18 protein-coding genes and 2 pseudogenes are annotated in these 18,163 nt (G+C 55.2%); 9 read left to right on the top strand and 11 right to left on the bottom strand.

What is annotated here, in order from left to right; genetic code table 11:
- Window positions 1–10: 10 nt before the first annotated feature.
- The 4 genes from AXF19_RS02980 to AXF19_RS02965 all read right to left on the bottom strand — a co-directional run bounded on the left by AXF19_RS02980 (window position 11) and on the right by AXF19_RS02965 (window position 1,166).
- Entirely contained in the window at window positions 11–286 is a 276-nt protein-coding gene (locus AXF19_RS02980) for a GNAT family N-acetyltransferase (protein WP_066844799.1), read from the bottom strand.
- A gap of 27 nt (window positions 287–313) precedes the next feature.
- Window positions 314–586: a type II toxin-antitoxin system YafQ family toxin gene (locus AXF19_RS02975; protein WP_066844796.1), complete on the bottom strand. Its 273-nt coding sequence runs from the start codon at window positions 584–586 to the stop codon at window positions 314–316.
- Window positions 579–806 (bottom strand): hypothetical protein, encoded by a 228-nt coding sequence (locus tag AXF19_RS02970; protein ID WP_066844793.1) that lies wholly within the window; start codon window positions 804–806, stop codon window positions 579–581. The genes AXF19_RS02975 and AXF19_RS02970 overlap by 8 nt, the downstream gene beginning before the upstream one ends.
- Before the next feature lie 201 nt (window positions 807–1,007).
- Window positions 1,008–1,166, bottom strand: coding sequence for a hypothetical protein (locus AXF19_RS02965; RefSeq protein WP_216634970.1), 159 nt, complete (start codon window positions 1,164–1,166; stop codon window positions 1,008–1,010).
- A 156-nt stretch (window positions 1,167–1,322) separates the two neighbouring features.
- Here AXF19_RS02965 and AXF19_RS02960 point away from each other — a divergent pair, with 156 nt between their 5' ends.
- From AXF19_RS02960 to AXF19_RS02950, 3 genes are all read left to right on the top strand, one after another.
- On the top strand, window positions 1,323–5,237 hold the full coding sequence (locus tag AXF19_RS02960; RefSeq protein ID WP_066844786.1) for a YDG domain-containing protein: 3,915 nt from the start codon (window positions 1,323–1,325) through the stop codon (window positions 5,235–5,237).
- A gap of 360 nt (window positions 5,238–5,597) precedes the next feature.
- Window positions 5,598–7,739, top strand: coding sequence for a TonB-dependent receptor (locus tag AXF19_RS02955; protein WP_066844783.1), 2,142 nt, complete (start codon window positions 5,598–5,600; stop codon window positions 7,737–7,739).
- 115 nt (window positions 7,740–7,854) lie between these two features.
- A complete protein-coding gene (locus AXF19_RS02950; protein ID WP_172837351.1) occupies window positions 7,855–8,787 on the top strand; it encodes an ABC transporter substrate-binding protein in 933 nt (310 codons plus the stop codon).
- On the opposite strand, the gene AXF19_RS02945 is transcribed toward AXF19_RS02950, so the two are convergent.
- The 3 genes from AXF19_RS02945 to AXF19_RS02935 all read right to left on the bottom strand — a co-directional run bounded on the left by AXF19_RS02945 (window position 8,784) and on the right by AXF19_RS02935 (window position 11,864).
- Window positions 8,784–8,921, bottom strand: a complete 138-nt coding sequence (locus AXF19_RS02945) for a type II toxin-antitoxin system Phd/YefM family antitoxin (protein WP_237141672.1) — start codon at window positions 8,919–8,921, stop codon at window positions 8,784–8,786. The two genes, AXF19_RS02950 and AXF19_RS02945, sit on opposite strands and share 4 nt — an antisense overlap.
- Before the next feature lie 132 nt (window positions 8,922–9,053).
- Window positions 9,054–10,304: an S-layer homology domain-containing protein gene (locus AXF19_RS02940; RefSeq protein WP_066844776.1), complete on the bottom strand. Its 1,251-nt coding sequence runs from the start codon at window positions 10,302–10,304 to the stop codon at window positions 9,054–9,056.
- A gap of 246 nt (window positions 10,305–10,550) precedes the next feature.
- Window positions 10,551–11,864, bottom strand: a complete 1,314-nt coding sequence (locus tag AXF19_RS02935) for an S-layer homology domain-containing protein (RefSeq protein ID WP_066844773.1) — start codon at window positions 11,862–11,864, stop codon at window positions 10,551–10,553.
- Window positions 11,865–12,138: 274 nt separating this feature from the next.
- Here AXF19_RS02935 and dpaL point away from each other — a divergent pair, with 274 nt between their 5' ends.
- Window positions 12,139–13,335 (top strand): diaminopropionate ammonia-lyase, encoded by a 1,197-nt coding sequence (gene dpaL, locus AXF19_RS02930; RefSeq protein ID WP_066849994.1) that lies wholly within the window; start codon window positions 12,139–12,141, stop codon window positions 13,333–13,335.
- A gap of 51 nt (window positions 13,336–13,386) precedes the next feature.
- On the opposite strand, the gene AXF19_RS02925 is transcribed toward dpaL, so the two are convergent.
- Entirely contained in the window at window positions 13,387–13,893 is a 507-nt protein-coding gene (locus tag AXF19_RS02925) for a DUF4411 family protein (protein WP_237141671.1), read from the bottom strand.
- Between the two features lies 1 nt (window position 13,894).
- The gene (locus AXF19_RS02920) at window positions 13,895–15,049 is read right to left on the bottom strand and encodes an ImmA/IrrE family metallo-endopeptidase (protein ID WP_066844771.1); all 1,155 of its coding nucleotides are present in this window, start codon (window positions 15,047–15,049) and stop codon (window positions 13,895–13,897) included.
- Between the two features lie 263 nt (window positions 15,050–15,312).
- Here AXF19_RS02920 and AXF19_RS15950 point away from each other — a divergent pair.
- The 4 genes and pseudogenes from AXF19_RS15950 to AXF19_RS02900 all read left to right on the top strand — a co-directional run bounded on the left by AXF19_RS15950 (window position 15,313) and on the right by AXF19_RS02900 (window position 17,052).
- Window positions 15,313–15,778 (top strand): annotated as a pseudogene (locus AXF19_RS15950) (IS30 family transposase).
- Window positions 15,779–15,962: 184 nt separating this feature from the next.
- A pseudogene (locus AXF19_RS02910) lies at window positions 15,963–16,379 on the top strand (diaminopropionate ammonia-lyase); the annotation flags it as partial.
- 33 nt (window positions 16,380–16,412) lie between these two features.
- Entirely contained in the window at window positions 16,413–16,865 is a 453-nt protein-coding gene (locus AXF19_RS02905; protein ID WP_066844766.1) for a hypothetical protein, read from the top strand.
- A complete protein-coding gene (locus AXF19_RS02900) occupies window positions 16,852–17,052 on the top strand; it encodes a hypothetical protein (protein ID WP_066844763.1) in 201 nt (66 codons plus the stop codon). The genes AXF19_RS02905 and AXF19_RS02900 overlap by 14 nt, the downstream gene beginning before the upstream one ends.
- Before the next feature lie 89 nt (window positions 17,053–17,141).
- On the opposite strand, the gene AXF19_RS02895 is transcribed toward AXF19_RS02900, so the two are convergent.
- Window positions 17,142–17,405, bottom strand: a complete 264-nt coding sequence (locus AXF19_RS02895) for a Txe/YoeB family addiction module toxin (protein ID WP_066844760.1) — start codon at window positions 17,403–17,405, stop codon at window positions 17,142–17,144.
- Window positions 17,398–17,628, bottom strand: a complete 231-nt coding sequence (locus AXF19_RS02890) for a hypothetical protein (RefSeq protein WP_009655273.1) — start codon at window positions 17,626–17,628, stop codon at window positions 17,398–17,400. The genes AXF19_RS02895 and AXF19_RS02890 overlap by 8 nt, the downstream gene beginning before the upstream one ends.
- A gap of 195 nt (window positions 17,629–17,823) precedes the next feature.
- On the opposite strand from AXF19_RS02890, the gene AXF19_RS14680 reads away from it, so the two are divergent.
- On the top strand, window positions 17,824–18,163 hold a 340-nt coding region (locus AXF19_RS14680), incomplete at its 3' end, for a Fic/DOC family N-terminal domain-containing protein (protein WP_216634969.1).

The following is an 18,163-nucleotide window of genomic DNA, read 5'->3' as shown; positions in this document are numbered from 1 at the left end:
GTGCGCTGGCTCAGTCGGCGAGTACATCCGCGTATTTGTCTGTTCGTCGCATCATCTTGTCTGCATAGGAGCAGAGAGGGACGATCTTTGCACCGTCACGGCGCGCTGCCGCAATGATCTCCTCGATCAGGCGGTGTGCGATACCCTGTCCGCCGTAGGCGGGATCGACCTCCGTGTGCGTGATGACCCGGTGTCCGCCCTCGTCTTCGATCTCTGCGACCCCGACGCATTTTTCGCCGTCATACGCCGCAGAGCGGCGCGCCTCGGCTTCCCATATGATGTTCATGCTAATGCCTCCTTTCCTTGCCTCTGCTCAGAATAAATCGCTGTGCGTACCGGTTCGTACAAGTGTGAGCAGCAATTTTTGTTCTTCAACCTTGTAGATCAAAAGCCAATCCGGCTGGATGTGGCACTCCCGATAGCCGTGATAGTTCCCCGCAAGGGGATGATCGCAGTATTTGGGCGGGAGCTTTTGCTGATGGACAAGGAGGTCAAGTACCGTCTGAAAGTTTTTCGGATTGCAGCCACGTTTGACTGCCTTTGCGTAGTCTTTCTTGAAACGGCTTCGGTAGTAAATGTCAAGCATTGAGATCCCTCATCAGATCCTCTACACTGTGGAAGGGGCCAACGAGGTTTCGCTGGTTCTCAACATCCTCAAGGGCGGCACGCGTTTCCTCATTGTAGGCGGCGGTGTATGAGGTGAGGGAGCGGCGGGCAAGTTCTTCCAGCGTGATTTGCTGATCGGCAGCAACGCGGGTGAGATGCGCCGCGAGTGCATCGTTCAGATGTATTGCGAGCGTTGTCATAAGTGCCTCCTGAAGTTCCGTTCATTTCAGATTCTCTATGTCAATCATATACTTTTTGTTTCCGATTTGCAAGAAATGACGTATGAAGAGCGGGAAGCGCGGTCTTTATCCCGGATGTTAGCAATAAGAATGGATAGAAAAAGGCTGTGGCATGGAGTCATTTGTCCCCGTGCCGCAGCCTTTGTGCTCCCTTTGTATTCCTCAGAACCCGATACGCACGCCGAGATTTGCTTTCCATTTCTCCCTGATGGCATCTGCGCCCGCCGTGCTGTCCGCACTCATTGTGTAGGAAGTGCCGTCGATGCGTCCGTAGTTCATCTCCGCCTGCGGCGTCCGGTAGAAATGCTCACCGACAGACATCGGAAAAACATCAATATCCGCTTTTCGATGAAACACATCACTTTCGTGTATGTTATCGTCACTTTCTGCAATTTTGTGTGATACATCCATAAAAATGCTATAATATAAAGAAAAAATGCGGAAGCTATGGGACAATATCAGAAAGGAAGTCGCAATATGAAAGCCTCATCAAATGCACATCTGCGCCGCACACTCCTCTGTGCGCTCGCCCTGGGGAGTATCGCTGCGCCGTTTGCCGCGCCGCACGCGTATGCGCTGCCCATCGAGGGCACGCACGCCGCGACGAATGCGGACGCAGCGTCGATTACAACAAGCGGCACGACCATGGACATCACGGGCAAGACCGAGCACAACGTGCTCCGATGGGAGGACTTCTCCATCGACTCGGGCGAGAAGGTACGCTTCGACGGCGGCAGCCAGACGCACGACTATCTGAACCTCGTCACGGGCGAGGGCGCGTCGAACATCTACGGCACAATCGAGGGCGGCAGGAACGTCTACCTCGTGAATCCGCACGGCATCCTCTTTGCCGAGGGATCGCAGGTCAATACGGGTGCGCTCTACCTCTCGACGGCGAAGCTCGCAGATGTGAACGTAAGTACATTCGGGGGGGGCAGCAGTCCACTCTCTGCGAGCACGCAGACGGGCGACGTGCTGAACCTCGGCACGGTCAAAACGGCGAAGCTCTACATCGAGGGGAGGAACGTCACCGTCCTCAGCACGGATGCGGTCACGGACACAAACGGCACAGCGCTCACGGGGACGAACGTCAAGATCCGCAGCGCCGAGACCCCGCATATCGGCTACGATGTTGCCAATCGAGCGACGGCGAACTTCGACGAGAGCGGCGGCTCTGTGCAGCATAGCTTCTATGACTATGCGCATCCGAACACCGCAAAATCTGCAAGTGGGCGCGGATGGGATGTAGCGAACCTCGGCGGTGCGGCGCATACGGACTATGACTATATGCTCGTGCACGACATCTACGACCTGCAGAATATCAATGCGAAATGGGACGGCAGATACATCCTCGCGAAGGACATCGACGCGACGGCGACACAGGGTTGGAACAGCGGCGAGGGCTTTGCGCCGCTTGGAGATGGGAGCAACGAATTTACGGGACGATTGGACGGCGCGGGACACACGCTGCGGGGGCTGTATATCAATCGTCGGTTTGACCTCAAGGTCGGGCTGTTTGGCACTGTCAAGGAGGCGACCATCGAAAATCTTTCCCTCCGGGATGGCAATGTGAAGGCGATGAGTTGGGTCGGCGGTATTGTAGGGTTTGCAAAGAAGGCTGTCATTCGGAACGTCTCGTATTCCGGGACGGTCGCCGGAAGCAGGGATGGGGTCGGCGGCATTGTGGGACATGTGTTGGGCGGCAGGATTCAGAACGCATGGAATGCGGGCAATGTCACCGGGGGTAGTACCGCCGGCGGCATTGTGGGAGATGCGTACGAAGGCAGTACTTTTCAGAATGTCTGCAATACGGGCACTATCAGCGGATCTGGGACTCAAAGCGGCGGCATTGCGGGATATATAAAGAACAGTAGCCTTCAGAATGCATGGAATGCGGGCGAGGTCAGGGGGAGGACGAGCGTCGGCGGCATTGCGGGAGAGGCGTACGAAGGCAGTACTTTTCAGAATGTCTGCAATACGGGCGCAATCAAAGGGGTTTTGGAGCAAATCGGCGGCATTGCGGGATATATAAAGAACAGCAGCCTTCAGAATGCATGGAATACTGGGACGGTCACAGGGAATCAGAAGAGCGGCGGCATTGTGGGGGAGGCGAACGGCGGCAGCATTCGCCATGCCGTATGGAAGGCGGGCAGCGCAGGGCAGGCGGTCGGCGCATCGAGCAATGGGGCTGACGTGACGGATGTCAAGGTCGCTCTTGAGGCGGATATGAAGCTGGCGGCGACATACGCGGATTGGAAGGACGAGCACGGCAATGCCCTCGTCGCCACCGAGGGCGGCAAGGGCACGCCGTGGCGCATCTACGATGGGCATACCACGCCCCTGCTCACGGGTCTGATGAAGGGTACGAAGCGCCTTGCGAAAGTCTACGACGGCAATGTCTTTGCGACAACGGATCCGCACATCACCCTCGTCAATACGGGGAAGAATGTCGGCACATACGATGCCTACAGTGACCAGCTCGGCTATGACCTCATCGGCGGCGCGACCATTACGCAGCGCGTGCTGACCATGAGCGGCGTCGCGGCGCAGAGCAAGACCTACGACGGCACAACCGCCGCAGACGCAGCGCAGTTCCACGCGACGCTGAATAACGTCGTCGCGGGCGAGGAGAGCCTTGTCACGGCGACCGCCACGGGCGCGGCATACAACAGCAAGGATGTTGCGACGGCAGACAAGGTGAGCTACACGTTCGCACTGCGCGGTACGGGCGCGGGGAACTATCGTATCGCCGCAAGCACGGTGCAGGGAGCGGGCAGTATCACGGCGAAGCAGCTGAATCTCGCACTGATGGGCGGCGCACGATTTGACAAGACCTATGACGGGAATGCAAACGTCACGCAGACGCTCACGAAGGACGGGAACTATACGCTCTCGAATTTCGTAAACGGTGAGGGCGCAGGGATTGCGCTCGCACCCGTGACGGGCACATACACGGACAAGAACGCGGGCACGGGCAAAGCTGTGACCTTTGGCGGGCTGACGCTCACGGGTACGGGCGCGGGGAACTATTCCCTCTCTACGACCACCCTCACGACAACGGGCGACATCGCGAAGAGGGCGCTGACGCTCGAAGGGACGGCGGGCACGCAGTTCACCAAGACATACGACGGCAATGCGACCGTGACGCAGAGCCTCGTGCGCGGTACGAACTATCGGCTTGCGGGCGTCGTCGAGGGCGAGGGCACGGACATTGTCACGCTGAACGAATCCGCCGCACAGGGCGCGTACGTGACAAAGGATGCACAGACAGCGGGCGCGCAGCAGAACGTCATCTTTACGAACCTCGCGCTTACGGGTTCGGGTGCGGGCAACTATACGCTTGCGGCGAGCAAGACCTTTGAGAACGCGGGCAGGATCACGCCGAGGGAGCTGAACCTCGCGCTCACGGGTGGCGCACGCTTTGACAAGACCTACGACGGCAATGCAAACGTCGCGCAGTCCCTCACGAAGGGGACGAACTATAGTCTCACGGGCTTTGTCACGGGCGAGGGCGCGGACATCGAACTCTCTGCCGTCACAGGAAAATACGCCGACAAGAATGCCGCCAGAGATAAAGCCGTCACCTTTGGCGGGCTGACGCTCACAGGCACGGGCGCGGGGAACTATGTGCTGAACAAGACCACACTCACAGGTACGGGGACGATCGCGCGGCGTGCGCTGACGCTTGGCGCAGTTGCAGAACAGAGCAAGACCTACGACGGCACGAGAGTCGCCGACGCATCGAAGTTCCGCGCGACGCTCGGCAATACCATCGCGGGTGACAGCGTAACAGCCGCCGCCGCCACTGCGACATTCAACGATAAGAACGTCGCCGGAGCAAGCAGGATCAACTATACGGGTGTCGACCTCGCGGGTGCGGATGCGGGGAATTACACGCTCGCGGCGACAACAACGCAGGGCGTTGGCTCGATCACGCACCGCGACCTCACGCTGACCGCCGACGCGCAGAGCATTGTGCAGGGCGAGGCGCTGCCCTCCTTTACGGGCCGTGCGGAGGGCTTCGCGGACGGTGAAGACACATCCGTACTCGGGGCGGGCGGCTTGACGTTTGAGAGTGCGGTGACGAATACCGAAACGCCCGGCAGCTACGGGGTCACAGGGCGCATCGGCGGCGTCACAGACGGCATCCTCGGCAACTACCGCATTGGGCAGGCGGCGGGCAACGCGACTGCCTTCACCATCCATGCCGCAGCACTGCCGGGCGGACTCATCGCCTCGCTCGTACAGAATGCCGCGCCGCGCTTTGATATAGGCTTCGAGCAGGAGGTCTATGTCTTCGGCTTGCCGCGTCCGATCCCGACGGCAACGCTCGGCATCTATCGCTTTGCACCTGCGCGTGACCTCCTCATCGAGGGACTGCGCCTCGACTGAGGGGCTGCTCTCGGGGGCGCCCCTTCCACCGCTTCGCGGTCTACGCGTTCCGCGCACAGGCCCCTCCCCCGTGTCGCGAGGCTACTGAAAACCAAAGAGAACCTCTCTCAACAAGAAGTCGACAGCAATGTCGGCTTTTTGTTTTCTCCCACCTGACGAAGCGAATTTTTTTGCGATTTCCATAATTTCGGGGGGTAGAGATTTATAAAAAAGAATCATATAAAGCATTGTGTTATTCAGAATATAAATATGTTATAATGCACTCGAAAATATAGAAAAATAAAAGAGAACGACAGAGCAATGCGTCTTATCTGTTTTGTGGAAGCAGTGTGTAATATATTTGGAAAGAATGGAGATCGCATGAAAAAGTATCGGAAGCTTTGCAAAAAGTCGTTGGTGCTCTGTGTGACGGGAGGGCTTTTCCTCAGCGTCGGCAAGGCATATGCCGATCCGCAGGAGGAAAAGTCGATGGATGAATATGTGCTTCCTGCGGTGACGATTCAGAGCGAGCGCACGGAGGAGGTCTATGCAGGCGGGCATGTCGCGCGGGAAAACAGTCTGGGCGCGATGGGGGATACGGACTTCATGGACGTTCCCTTCAATACGCTCACGCTGACGCAAAAATCCATCGCTCAGTCAAAACAGGCGGGGAATACATTGGTACAGCTTGCGACCATGGATCCGACGGTGACAACGGCCGGCAACAGAACCTATAATGATGTACGCATTCGCGGTTTTTACATCAGTCCGCACGATTATTATTTGAACGGTGTCTCGGGGATGCTGTCGCAGTCGTCCATTCCGATGAATTTTGTCGAGCGCGTGGAGATCGTTTCGGGGCCGGATACGCTTCTGCATGGCGCCTCGATGAATGGCAGCGTCGGCGGCTCGATCAATCTCGTTCCGAAGGTTGCAGAGGATCAGCCGCGGATCACGTTCACGGAGACATTTTCCGGCAAGAGCCACTACGAGCACGCGCTTGATCTTGGCGCGCGTTTTGGGCGGGACAAGCAGTGGGGCGTCCGCATCAATGTGGATGCGGCGGATGGCAATACGGAGTTCCATCATGAGAAGATGGCGTATCACAATATTTTCATGAATCTCGACTATCGTGGAAGTAAGACGAAAGCGCAGCTGCTCTATGGCTATCGCTATGTCAATCAGACTGCGCCGACCTTTTCTCTGTCTTTGAACGGGCACGATCTGCCGGCGCCGCCCTCGGGGGATGCCAATTTTCAGCTCCCGTGGTCACGTTACCGCTATGACAACAATATTCTCACACTCTCCGTCGAGCATGAGCTGTCCAAGGACTGGCAGGCGTTCTTCCATGCCGGCTACCACGATGAGGGCTGGAATTCCTGCTATGAGTCGTATTATCCTAGGTTGATCGACGATCAGGGGAATTTTGAGGCGGATATGGAGGAGGTGCCCATCGCCTTTTGGAGGCTGAGCTTCGACGCCGGTGTGCGCGGCAAGGTGAAGGCGGGGGCGCTGACGCATCATCTTGCTCTCCGGATGGATCGCATGTCGGAAAATGGCGGCGGGCAGGATTGGTTTGGCAGCAATACGTATCGGGGCAATATTTACGATAACTCCATCACACGTCATACGACGCCGGAGGGCGTTGCGTTGGATCCGTGGTATTACAGCGGAGCGAAGATCCTCAGCGGAGTCACTGTGACGGATCGTCTCGTTACGGATGATGAAAAATGGTCGTTTTTGCTGGGGCTGCGGTATCAGAATGAAAAAGTTTTCCGCGCGCATGATGGCAAGGACTATACAGACTCTCATTCCACATCGGCGGTCAGTCCGAATTTCGGCGTAATGTATGCGCTCAACCCCGTGACCAAGGTCTATGCAAACTATATCGAAGGGCTTGGCAGAGGCTATTTCGTTCCGAAGAGATACGCAAACGGCGGGGAATATCTGAAGCCGCAGATGACCAAACAATATGAGGCAGGCGTCAAATGGGATACGAAAAAACTTGCCGGCAGTTTCAGCATTTTCTCGCTCGAACAGGAAAATGCATATGCCGATGCGGGCAAGGTGTACCGCTATCATGGGCGGAGACAGAACCGCGGCGCTCAGGTAACGGTGTTTGGCGAGGTATCGCCCAAATGGAACCTCATCGGAGGTCTGATGTACCTGCAGGCAAAGCAGAAGGGCGGCGTCAATGACGGCAAAGATATTCCTGCCATTCCACAGTGGAACGCGACGCTGACGGCGGAGTACAACGCCGATCCAAATTGGACGGCGTATGGACGGCTGACCTACACGGGCTCCGCATATCTGACATCTGCCAATACGGCGAAGGTGCCGGAGTGGTACCGTCTGGATCTCGGCGTACAGTATGAAAAGCCGCTTGCCGGCGGGAACGCCATGCGCGTCGGATTGCATGTGTTCAACGCACTCAACCGAAAATATTGGTGTGCGCGCGGCAATGATACCGTCGCCTTGGATGGGCCGCGCAGCGTCGTTCTAAGTCTCGGATATGACTTCTAGGAAGCTCTTTTTATGGGGCGTATCTCTGGGTGTTTTGGCGTGGTTCTTTGGGAGTTTTCTCCCGACGAGGGATGCGATCCGCGAGGAAATGCCCTCGGCTCGGACGGGGGAGGAGGTGTGTGAAAACGGACGCGCCATTATCAATCTCAGTGTTGCAAATTATCTGGCGGTAGGCGAGAACGTCCAGTATGTTCATGACGTGCCGCAGCGCATTGTGGTGGTCGGATCCGGTGAGATCGAGACGCTCTTGGTGTTCGGCGCAGCTGATCGGATTATTGCGGCAGAGTCGTGGTATCCGTTGGAGAAATTTTTGCGGCCGGAATATCGGGCGCTTGCCAAAGACCTTCCGATTGTGCCGTATGGGCAAATAAACCTTGAATATCTGATATCGCTGCAGCCTGACCTGCTGATTGCGCAGCAGTGTATGTTCACGGACAAGCGCTTTGTCAGCACCACGTTTTGGAATCGGCGCGGCGTCACAACCTTTGTTCCGTGGAATACCAATAGTCCGGCGGGACGTGCGCATCGGGAAACCATCGAAAGCGAAATGAGATTCCTCTATGGCATGGGACAGATTTTGCACGAGGAAGCCCGTGCCGATCAGATGATCGCAGACGTCTATCGGACGATTGATGAAATTCGGGCGCGGTGCGCGCATTATCCGAAGCAAAAGGCGCTTGTGATCGAATTCATGGGCAAGGAGATTGCTTCCTACGATGCAACGCGGCTGGCCGGCGATATGGTCACCCGTCTTGGCGGTGAGATTCCTGCGACGGCTCCGATGATTGATTTGGAGACATTGATTGCCGTTGATCCGGATGTCCTTTTTGTCGTCTGCTATGGCGCGGAGGATGCAGAGCGCGTTCTCGCGCGGATTCAAAACGACCGAGCGCTGAACAGTCTCAAGGTGGTCAAGACAAAACGCATTTGTCCGCTCCTCTTGGAATATGTATACTCGTCGGAGGTGCGGACGGAGGAGGCACTCAAAATCATCGGCCATGCCCTCTATCCCGAAGAGGATGGGATTTCAGCGCCACGGGGGTTTTAAGGAAGCACTGATAAATTCAGCACCGCGTTCTTGCCGCGTGCATTCGTGATCGTCACGGGGGTGCGGCTCTCGTTCACGTCTGAGATGAGCTGATAGAGATTTTTACGCGCCGTCGTTGCATTGATTGCAGTCATATACATCCTCCTGCCGCACTTTGATTTTATTACAGCGTACGCGTTCCCGTGCGTCAACGAAACCTCTGTATTGTGCCGCACAAAAATACCGCAGGCCGAAACCTGCGGTACTCTGTTGGCGAAGATAGGGAATCAGAAGAGGAATTCGACGCGGCCGAAGAGCTTCTGCACCTTATCGTCCGGGCGCGGCATCAGAAGGGCCTTTCCGTTAAAATACTTCGCTGAGAGCACGACGTTCCTAAACAGCATGTAGTTCGCACCCAGCTCGATCCCCTTCGATCCTTCGGGCGCGCCGTCGTCCGTCGGCGCGGCGGAGGCAAAGCCGAGGTAGCGATAGGAGGCATAGGCACCCCACGAACCCTTGTCCATCGGATCGGCGCCCTTGTACTCATAGGTGATCTGATAGGACTTCTTGTACTTGCTCGCGAGATTCACGTCTTTGTTGTAGGCATGGGCGCCCGAAAGCATGCTGTTGCCGTCGAACCGATAGCCGAGGTTCAGCTCCCAGATGCTCATCGTGTCCTTGCCGCCTGTGATCGGCCGGAACCCCTCCGAGTTGCCGCGGTAGTACCCGACGCCCGCCATCAGATTGTTCTTGTTGTACTGGACTTCGACCGACTGGAAGTTTGCGGGATCAGTGAGATTCTCATCGCTCGCGCGGCCGGCTTTCAAGTCGACCTGCAGATCAGTGCCGAACGTCACCTCCGCACCAGAGAACTCGCGGTCGTATACGAGCGCACCCGGCGCGGCATACGCCTCGGCGGAGAGCAGCTCCATCTTGCCGAGCTTTACGGTAAAGTTGCTGTAGTCGCCCTGCGTCCAGAGACGTTTCAGCGTGACCTTGTCGCCGTTATCGTCGCCGGCATCCGTGTTCATCTTGGTCTCCGCATCAAGACGCGCATTGACATGCCAGTGATCGTTCACCTCTGCGGACGGTTCGAGGCGGAACAGGAGATTATTGTTGTTCACGCGTCGGCCGGTCTCGCGGCGCTCGCTCGTGTAGGTGTATTCGAGCACACCCTCCCACTTCACCATATCCGCGTGCTTTTCGAGGTTTGATACGCGTACGCCGAGGTTGTTCAATTCGTCTGCGAACTCGGCGGCAAGGCGGTCGACAAGCGCCTTGTCCGATGCGGACATGTCGCCCTTTGCCATCGCCTTCGCCGTCATCTGCGCCATCTCATAGCGCGTGATGTTGCGGTCGCCGCGATACGTGCCGTCACCGTAGCCCTCAACCACACCGTCGGCGGCGAGCTGCGTCACAGCATCGTATGCCCAGTGGTCGCGTGGCACATCGCTGAACGGATTTGCCGCTGCGAACGTCGTTCCTGCCGCACCGACGACGAATGCCGCCGCGAGCGCGGACACCAGAGTTTTCTTCATGAGAATTCCTCCTTTTGAATTTGCGGGCAGGGGAGCGTTCGCCTATGTTTCCAATGAGATGCATTGTGTCTGCGGCGAATCATTTCCTCGCCTCGCGTAAGTAATGAAACTAGCTCTCATTATATATGGATGAAAAAGATTGTCAAGTAGAAATTTCAGAAAACTTCGTCATGTAACGTAAAAATTCATCCCGCACAAAAATACCGCCAACCGAGGCTGGCGGTATCTGTTTGTAGGCGTGGGAAATCAGAAGAAGAATTCGACGCGGCCGAAGATCTTCGATGTCTTGTCCTGATTTATCCCGAGGTATTTTGCATACAAGTCTTTGCCGCGGAAGTACTTCGCCGAGAGGACGACATTCGGAAAGAGCGTGTAGTTTGTTCCAATCTCAATGCCGCGTGTCCCTTCCATCGCGCCGTCCGTTGTCGGCGCAACGGAAGCACCGGCGATCTGGCGATAGGAGACGTATGCGCCCCACGATCCCTTGTCCTCCGGCTCCGCACCCTTGTACTCGTAGGTGACCTGATAGGATTTCTTCGGCATGTTGCCCCATTGGAGATACTGGCTGTGCGCATAGGCACCCGAGAGGAAGCTATTCTTGTCGAAGCGGTAGGCGAGGTTTGCCCCCCAGATAGGCATTGTCGTTTTTCTGTCTTTGAGCATGGTGCTGAGGTCGGCGGCATTGAGCCGATAGTATCCGATCCCCGCCGTAAGGCGTCCGTTGTACTGGAGCTCTGCGCCCTGATAGTTTGCCGCGATATCGCTTGAGAACTCATCGCTGCCCATGCGGCCTGCCTGCAGCTTGACCTGCAGATCCTTGCCGAAGGAGACCTCCGCGCCCGAGAATTCGCGGTCGAAGATAATCGCGCCCGGCTTCGCATACGCCTCCGCCGAGAGCATTTCCAGTTTGCCGAGCTTCACGTTGAAGTTCGTGTAGTTGCCCTCCGCCCATGCACGCGCGAGGGTCACTTTGTCATCTGAGCTTGCCGTATCCTTTGCGGTATCCCATGCGGCATCCTTGCTCATGTTGGTATTTGCATCCAGACGTGCGTGTACCGACCAGTGATCGTTCACCTCTGCCGTCGGCTCAAGGCGAAAGAGCAAATTGTCGGTGTTGCGCTTCTTGCGTCCTTTTCCGCTCTCGTCACGCGCCGAGGTTTCAAAACGCTCGCTCGTATACGTATACTCAAGCACGCCGTTCCACTTCACCATATCGGCGTTCTTCTCAAGCTTCGACACGCGTACGCCGAGGTTATTCAGCTCGTCTGCGAACTCCGCCGCGAGGCGGTCGACGAGTGCCTTGTCCGAGACGGGCATATTTTCCTTCGCCATTGCCTTTGCGACCATCTGCGCCATCTCGTAGCGCGTGATGTTGCGCTCACCGCGATAGGTGCCGTCGCCGTAGCCCTCGACCACGCCGTCTGCCGCGAGCTGCGTTACGGCATCGTACGCCCAGTGGTCACGCGGGACATCGCTGAACGGATTCGCCGCCGCAAATGTCGTCGATGCTGCACCGACGACGAATGCCGCCGCGAGCGCGGATACCAGAGTTTTCTTCATGAGAATTCCTCCTTCTGAATCTGCGGGCAGGGGAGCGTTCGCCTATGTTTCCAATGACATGCATTGTGTCTGCGGCGAATCATTTCCTCGCCTCGCGCAAATAATGAAACTAGCTCTCATTATATATGGATAAAAAAGATTGTCAAGAAGAAATTTCAGAAAAATGAATAAATATCTGGAAGAATATATTTTATGATTCTTACCAATGATTTCCGTATATGATATAATAAAGGGAAATCTCGGGATAACGGTTGTCATTTGGGAGGAAAATATCATGAACGAAACGATCAAGGCGACCTACATTGCGCACGAGGGAGCGCTCTCGGATGTCTCGGCGTTCGATTCCGGCGCAACGGCGCGTGCGGTCACATTTCATCGGAGTCTGCCGATGTACGAACCGACGCCGCTCGCCGATCTGAAGTGTCTTGCGGAGGGGCTCGGGCTCGGGCGGGTCGCGGTAAAGGACGAGAGCAAGCGCTTCGGGCTGAACGCGTTCAAGGGGCTCGGAACAAGCTACGCCATTGCGAAGTATATCGCGCAGTATCTGGATCTGCCTGAGAGCGAGATGACATACGAGAATCTGCAGCAGCCGGAGTACCGCGAGCGTATCCGTAACCTTACCCTCGTGACGGCGACGGACGGCAACCATGGGCGCGGGATTGCATGGGCGGCGAAGCTGTTCGGGCTTTTTGCTCACGTCTTCATGCCAAAGGGCGGCTCGCCCGAGCGTCTGGCGAATATTCGCGGGCTCGGCGCGGAGGCGGCGTTCACCACGTACAACTACGATGACACCGTGCGCCACGCCGCAAATCTCGCAAAGGAAAAGGGCTGGGTGCTCGCGCAGGACACGGCGTTCGACGGCTATACGGAGATTCCGCGCTGGATTATGCAGGGCTATACGACCCTTGCACATGAGGCGGTCGAGCAGTACGATGAACTGCCGACGCATATCTTCCTGCAGGCGGGCGTCGGCTCGCTGCCGGGCGCGATCACGGGCTACTTCGCCGCGCACTACGGGGAGAAGCGCCCTGTCATCACCATCGTCGAGCCGAACCGCGCGGACTGCATCTATCGCACGGCTGCCGCAAACGACGGCGCACCGCGCATCGTCACGGGCGAGATCAACTCCATCATGGCGGGGCTCTCCTGCGGCGAGCCGAGCCCGATCGCGTGGGAGATTCTGAGGGATCACGCCGATCACTTCGTCTCCGTGCCCGAGTGGGTCGCGGCGAAGGGCATGCGCATCCTTGGCAACCCGCTGGACGATGATCCGCACGTCGTCTCGGGCGAGAGCGGCGCGGTCACGACGGGGCTCGTCGCCGAGCTCATGCAGAACACGAGCCTCGACTATCTGCGCGAGAGCATCGGACTCGGAAAGGATGCCCGCATCCTCTGCATCTCCACCGAGGGCGACACAGACCGCACGAACTACCGTCGCGTGGTCTGGGACGGGCTGTATCCGAGCTATTGACTATCATATAGATACAAAATGCCTCTGCGCCGAAACGGTGCAGGGGCATTGTCATAGGCGAAAGTCTTCTTGTCGCATCATATCAAATAGGGCTGTGTATGGTATTTGGAAATGGCACGCGACATCGGGAAGTTTCGGATTGTTTGAGCGCGTCGTTATGCGACCTGCCGACTGCTCGAAGCTCAGGAGCGTATAGCCATATACTTTGGCGGCGGCGATCAGCCATGGGTCAGCAACATTTTCTCGCGACCAGAGACGAAGCGCGGATTCGGTGTATTGATCGCTTTGCTGAATAAAGCTCAGAACATCTCTATACGTCTGGATAATTTGTATATCCTGCGTCGACAGAATACATTCGTTCGGAAGATCGCTTATCCATGCGGAAAGTTCGTCTGTTCCCTTTAGAATCTCATCGCGCACCTTATCCAGAACGGCTATTTTATCCAATGAAATTTTAGGACGCAGCTGCTGCCAAAAAGATGGGGCAAAATCAAACGGATAGTATGCACGGGCAGGGCGTATCAGACTATTGGCGTCGATGAGGTATTTTTTGCTCAACTCAAATGCCTCCCATCCGCTCAAGTGCACCTCTGTAGGTTCTGCGATTCGTTGCTGTCAGTCGGTAGGCATCTGTATCCTGTGTGTTCCCTTGAATTACGCTCCGTTCAAGGGCGGTAAGAAAACGGTGATCAAGGTTCGAGAGCAAGGTTTTGTAAAAATCGCCACCGCTTTTCTTTTTATGAGCTTTTGTTTGCTCCCATTGTTCTTTTTGTAATGCAAGCATACGTGTATAGAGAGTTCGTGGTATCTTTTTGGTTGTATAGGCGCGTCGCAGAATCACCGCTTCACTGCATCGGAAATGACGCGCGGCTTGTCCTATCATATCTTCAACAGGAATGGACGAATCCCATACTTCGGAAAAATCTGCTGCAGGGACGAGCAGTTCTGCTGCAACGGCATTGCACTTCTGTTCGAGCAGACTCACGCGCTCATCCGACCATTCGGGATTGTTGAACAGGCTGTTTTCGCCGAGCCATACATGAACCGTTTCATGCAGGAGAGAGAAGAGGCGTCCGTTTGCTGTGTCTGTTGTGTTTATAAAGATGAGCGGCGCATGGGTATCAATCAGGGTAAACGCACGGAATTCCTTCACATCGAGTGGACGATGTGTATTTGCTCCGACCTTTCCCCCCGTAAAGATGAGGAGTCCATGCTGTACGAGTGTGTTGCGTAGGCGATTGAAATTATCTTCCGCATTTTTTCCTTCTCTGTACCAGTTTGTTTTGAGGCCAAGATCATCTCGTATCCGTTGTGCAATCTCGCCCGTGGAATCGTGGAGGCTGCGACTTCCGACAAAAGAAGTTGCGTCCGATTGTTCCCGTTTGAGTTCATCTCTCATCCAATCCTGAATTGCTGTCATCTGATCGAGGATATCGATGAGTTCACGACTCGGCTTTTGGTTTTTTTTACTTCCTACGGTGCGGTATTCGGCAAGTGCGATATCCTCGTCAGGCGGTGTCTGTAGAAGAAAATAGCCGAATGGAATACGTGTTTTCCTGCTCATCGCTTCCAGCTGTTTCAGTGTTGGCTGCTTTTCCCCGGTCTTCCATGCGTTCAGCTGGTCGAGTACATCGGGAGCGACCTGATCTTCATGGACATTCTGCATAATCCAGTCGATCACGGGCGCATGAATCGGCACCGTGACGGTTGCCATTCGAACCACCTCCTTTTGTTCGTTTCTTTTATGATAGCATATTTATGAAGTGAGTTCTATAGAAAAAGAAGGAATGAGATACCGCTGTTTGTGGAAATGTATTTTCGTTTCTGCCGATAAACGGAAATATGTGTTATGAGAGGCATAGAAAATCCAGGTTCGTTGTAAAATGAAATTGAACAGCGAAACAAACAACAAAATCCATAGTGACTTCCCGTGCTATAATGATTCTGCTACAAAACATCAGCGAAGGAGCAATCACTATGGATTACGCCTATTCTACCACAACGGAGGTCATTCGTAAATCGGGAAAGCACCTTACCCTTGACGAAAGAGGGCAAATACAGGCACTGCACCACGAGGGGTTCTCGCTTCGCGCCATAGCCGCGCGGGTTGGATGCGCGCACACAACGATCCACTATGAGCTTAGACGTGGAACTCCTGAACGCCAATCTGCTCGCTGGCGATCTCCACAATATACGGCAAGGCAAGGTATACTTCGCCCACCCCTACAGCTCATGGGAGCGCTCGCAGAACGAGCGTCACAACGGCATCCTCCGCCAATATATTCCCAAAGGAACGGGAATCGACGGATACAGTGACGAGGACATCCTAAACATAGCGGATGAGATAAACAGACGCCCTCGTCGCGTGCTTGGTTATCAAACACTAGCAGAACTGTTTCGCACGTTCTTGGATGAAGTGTATGCCATTGAAAATGTTTCTTAATTAAATCGCTGTTCAACTTGCTCTTGCAATTCACGAAAAAGCATAAATATATGATGGAATATCTTCTTACCAAAGGCTTACATATGTGCTATAATGAAGAAAATTTACGCGGAAATTTGGTAGGGCGGAATACAAGATGAACGAATCCATCAAGGCGGTGCATCTTGCACATACGGACGGCGCACGCGCGGACTGCATCTATCGCACGGCTGCCGCAAACGACGGCGCGCCGCGCATCGTCACGGGCGAGATCAACTCCATCATGGCGGGGCTCTCCTGCGGCGAGCCGAGCCCGATCGCGTGGGAGATTCTGAGGGATCACGCCGATCACTTCGTTTCCGTGCCCGAGTGGGTCGCGGCAAAGGGCATGCGCATCCTTGGCAACCCGCTTGACGACGACCCGCGCGTCGTCTCGGGCGAGAGCGGCGCGGTCACCACGGGACTCGTCGCAGAGCTCATGCAGAACGCGAGCCTCGACTATCTGCGCGACCGCATCGGCCTCGGCAAGGACGCCCGCCTCCTCTGCATCTCCACCGAGGGCGACACCGACCGCACGAACTACCGCCGCGTCGTGTGGGATGGGCTGTATCCGAGTTTCTGAGTGAAACTGCTCACAATGGCGTTTGGAGGGATTATGCGTCTATATTTTGACTGCTGTTGCTACAATCGTCCGTTTGATGATCAGTCACAACAACGCATTCATGACGAGAGTGAGGCGATCCTCTCGTTGATAAATCGTGCTGCTGCGTGTGGGGACACCATTCTTGACAGCAGTATTTTGCGGCTCGAAATTGAGCGCATCAGTGAGCCTGTGAAAAAGGCGAAGGTACAGCAGCTGCATCGGATTGCCTCGGAGGTCATCACCTATGCACCTGAGACTCGTCGTCGCGCTGAGGAGATTCGGCAGATGACTGCAATTCACGAGATGGACAGTCTGCATCTTGCGAGCGCGGAGTTTGGTAACGCCGATGTTTTTTTGACAACGGATATGAAATTGCTCAAGTCCTGCCGTAATGCAGGGCTTCATGTACGCGTGATGAATCCCGTATCGTATTTGGCGGAGGTGATTGAACATGATGGATATTAACGTCAATAGCCCGAGTGATGTACGGGCGGCGGGGATGCAGGTTTTGGCGGAATCTCTGGGCGCGGTTGGATTCACACGATTCATTCAGCAATTTGAAAATGGATCGGGCGACTATACGAAGGAAAAGTATGAGAGTACCCCCCCGACATTTGAGCAGCTCGATGATATGTTGCGCGCGTATTCGTAGGATGCGGTGAAAATTTCTCAACAAAGAGGTGCTCTCCGAAGTCGTTTTGACTCGGAGAGCACCTCTTTGTTGGTGTTGTTCGGACACGCTTATTCTTCGTAATGCCCTCTACAGGCTTTGACAATGATGGCGTCCGCTGTCATCGCGTAGACAAGTCGGTTCTGTTCATCGATGCGCCGGCTGTAATCACCGCCAAGGTGTTTTAGCAGCTCCGGCTTTCCAATCCCGTTTAATGCACCGTCACGATCAATGCTTTGGAGCAGCTGGTTGATCTTCTTCAGCGTGCGTCTATCCTGTGTCTGCCAGTATAGATATTGTGCAAAAGCCGTTTCTGTGAACGTAATTTTACGCATTTTCCATCGCCTCTAGCTCGGCAAAGGTTTTGGTAACCGTCCTCCCCTCGCGAAGATCGCAGTTGCTCTGTTCCAAGATGGCGAGATATTCATTTTGTTCTTTTTGATGAAGTCCGGCTATGAGCTCGTTAATACAGTCAGTGACGGTGATATTTCGCAGTTTTGTATAGTTTTCGAGAATGCGTGCATTTGTATCGTTGATCTGGATGGCCAGTGTCGTCATGGCAGTGTGCTCCTTTCCGTATAATCTGCTGTTATTATAACAAAAACGCACTTACGCAACAAGAAGATATGCAGGGGCATCTGCCCAAGATGTTTTCCTTGACATTGCAGCATATTTCCGATTTTGTTGAAAAACGGAAATATAGTAGGTATAATGGGAGGAGAAATTTCCGTTTATATGTATGTGGGGGCTGTTATGAGAGCAAGAGCAGGACACGAGCGGCAGAATTTGACGGGTGAGCTTGCCTACGCATCCTTTGTGCCGCAGCCACTGCCGCCTGATCCGCCGATTACACTTACGGACGAGGGTGTGGAGCTCCTTATCGCTGCGCACCGTCAGCTTGCTGTATTGGAGGGGCTTGCTGCACGCATTCCGAATATGGAGCTGTTCATGTCGATGTATGTCCGTAAGGAGGCACTGCTGTCCTCCCAGATCGAGGGGACACAGGCGACGCTGGACGATGTGCTTGACCCGCTTTTGGATGTCAATGCGAATCGGGATGTGGCGGATGTTGTGAACTACATTCGTGCGACGG

Origin of the sequence: Selenomonas sp. oral taxon 126, assembly GCF_001683335.1 — a bacterium.
Lineage (GTDB): Bacteria > Bacillota > Negativicutes > Selenomonadales > Selenomonadaceae > Centipeda.
The sequence above is the reverse complement of the archived record's forward strand: the minus strand, read 5'-3'. Positions and strand labels throughout refer to the sequence as shown.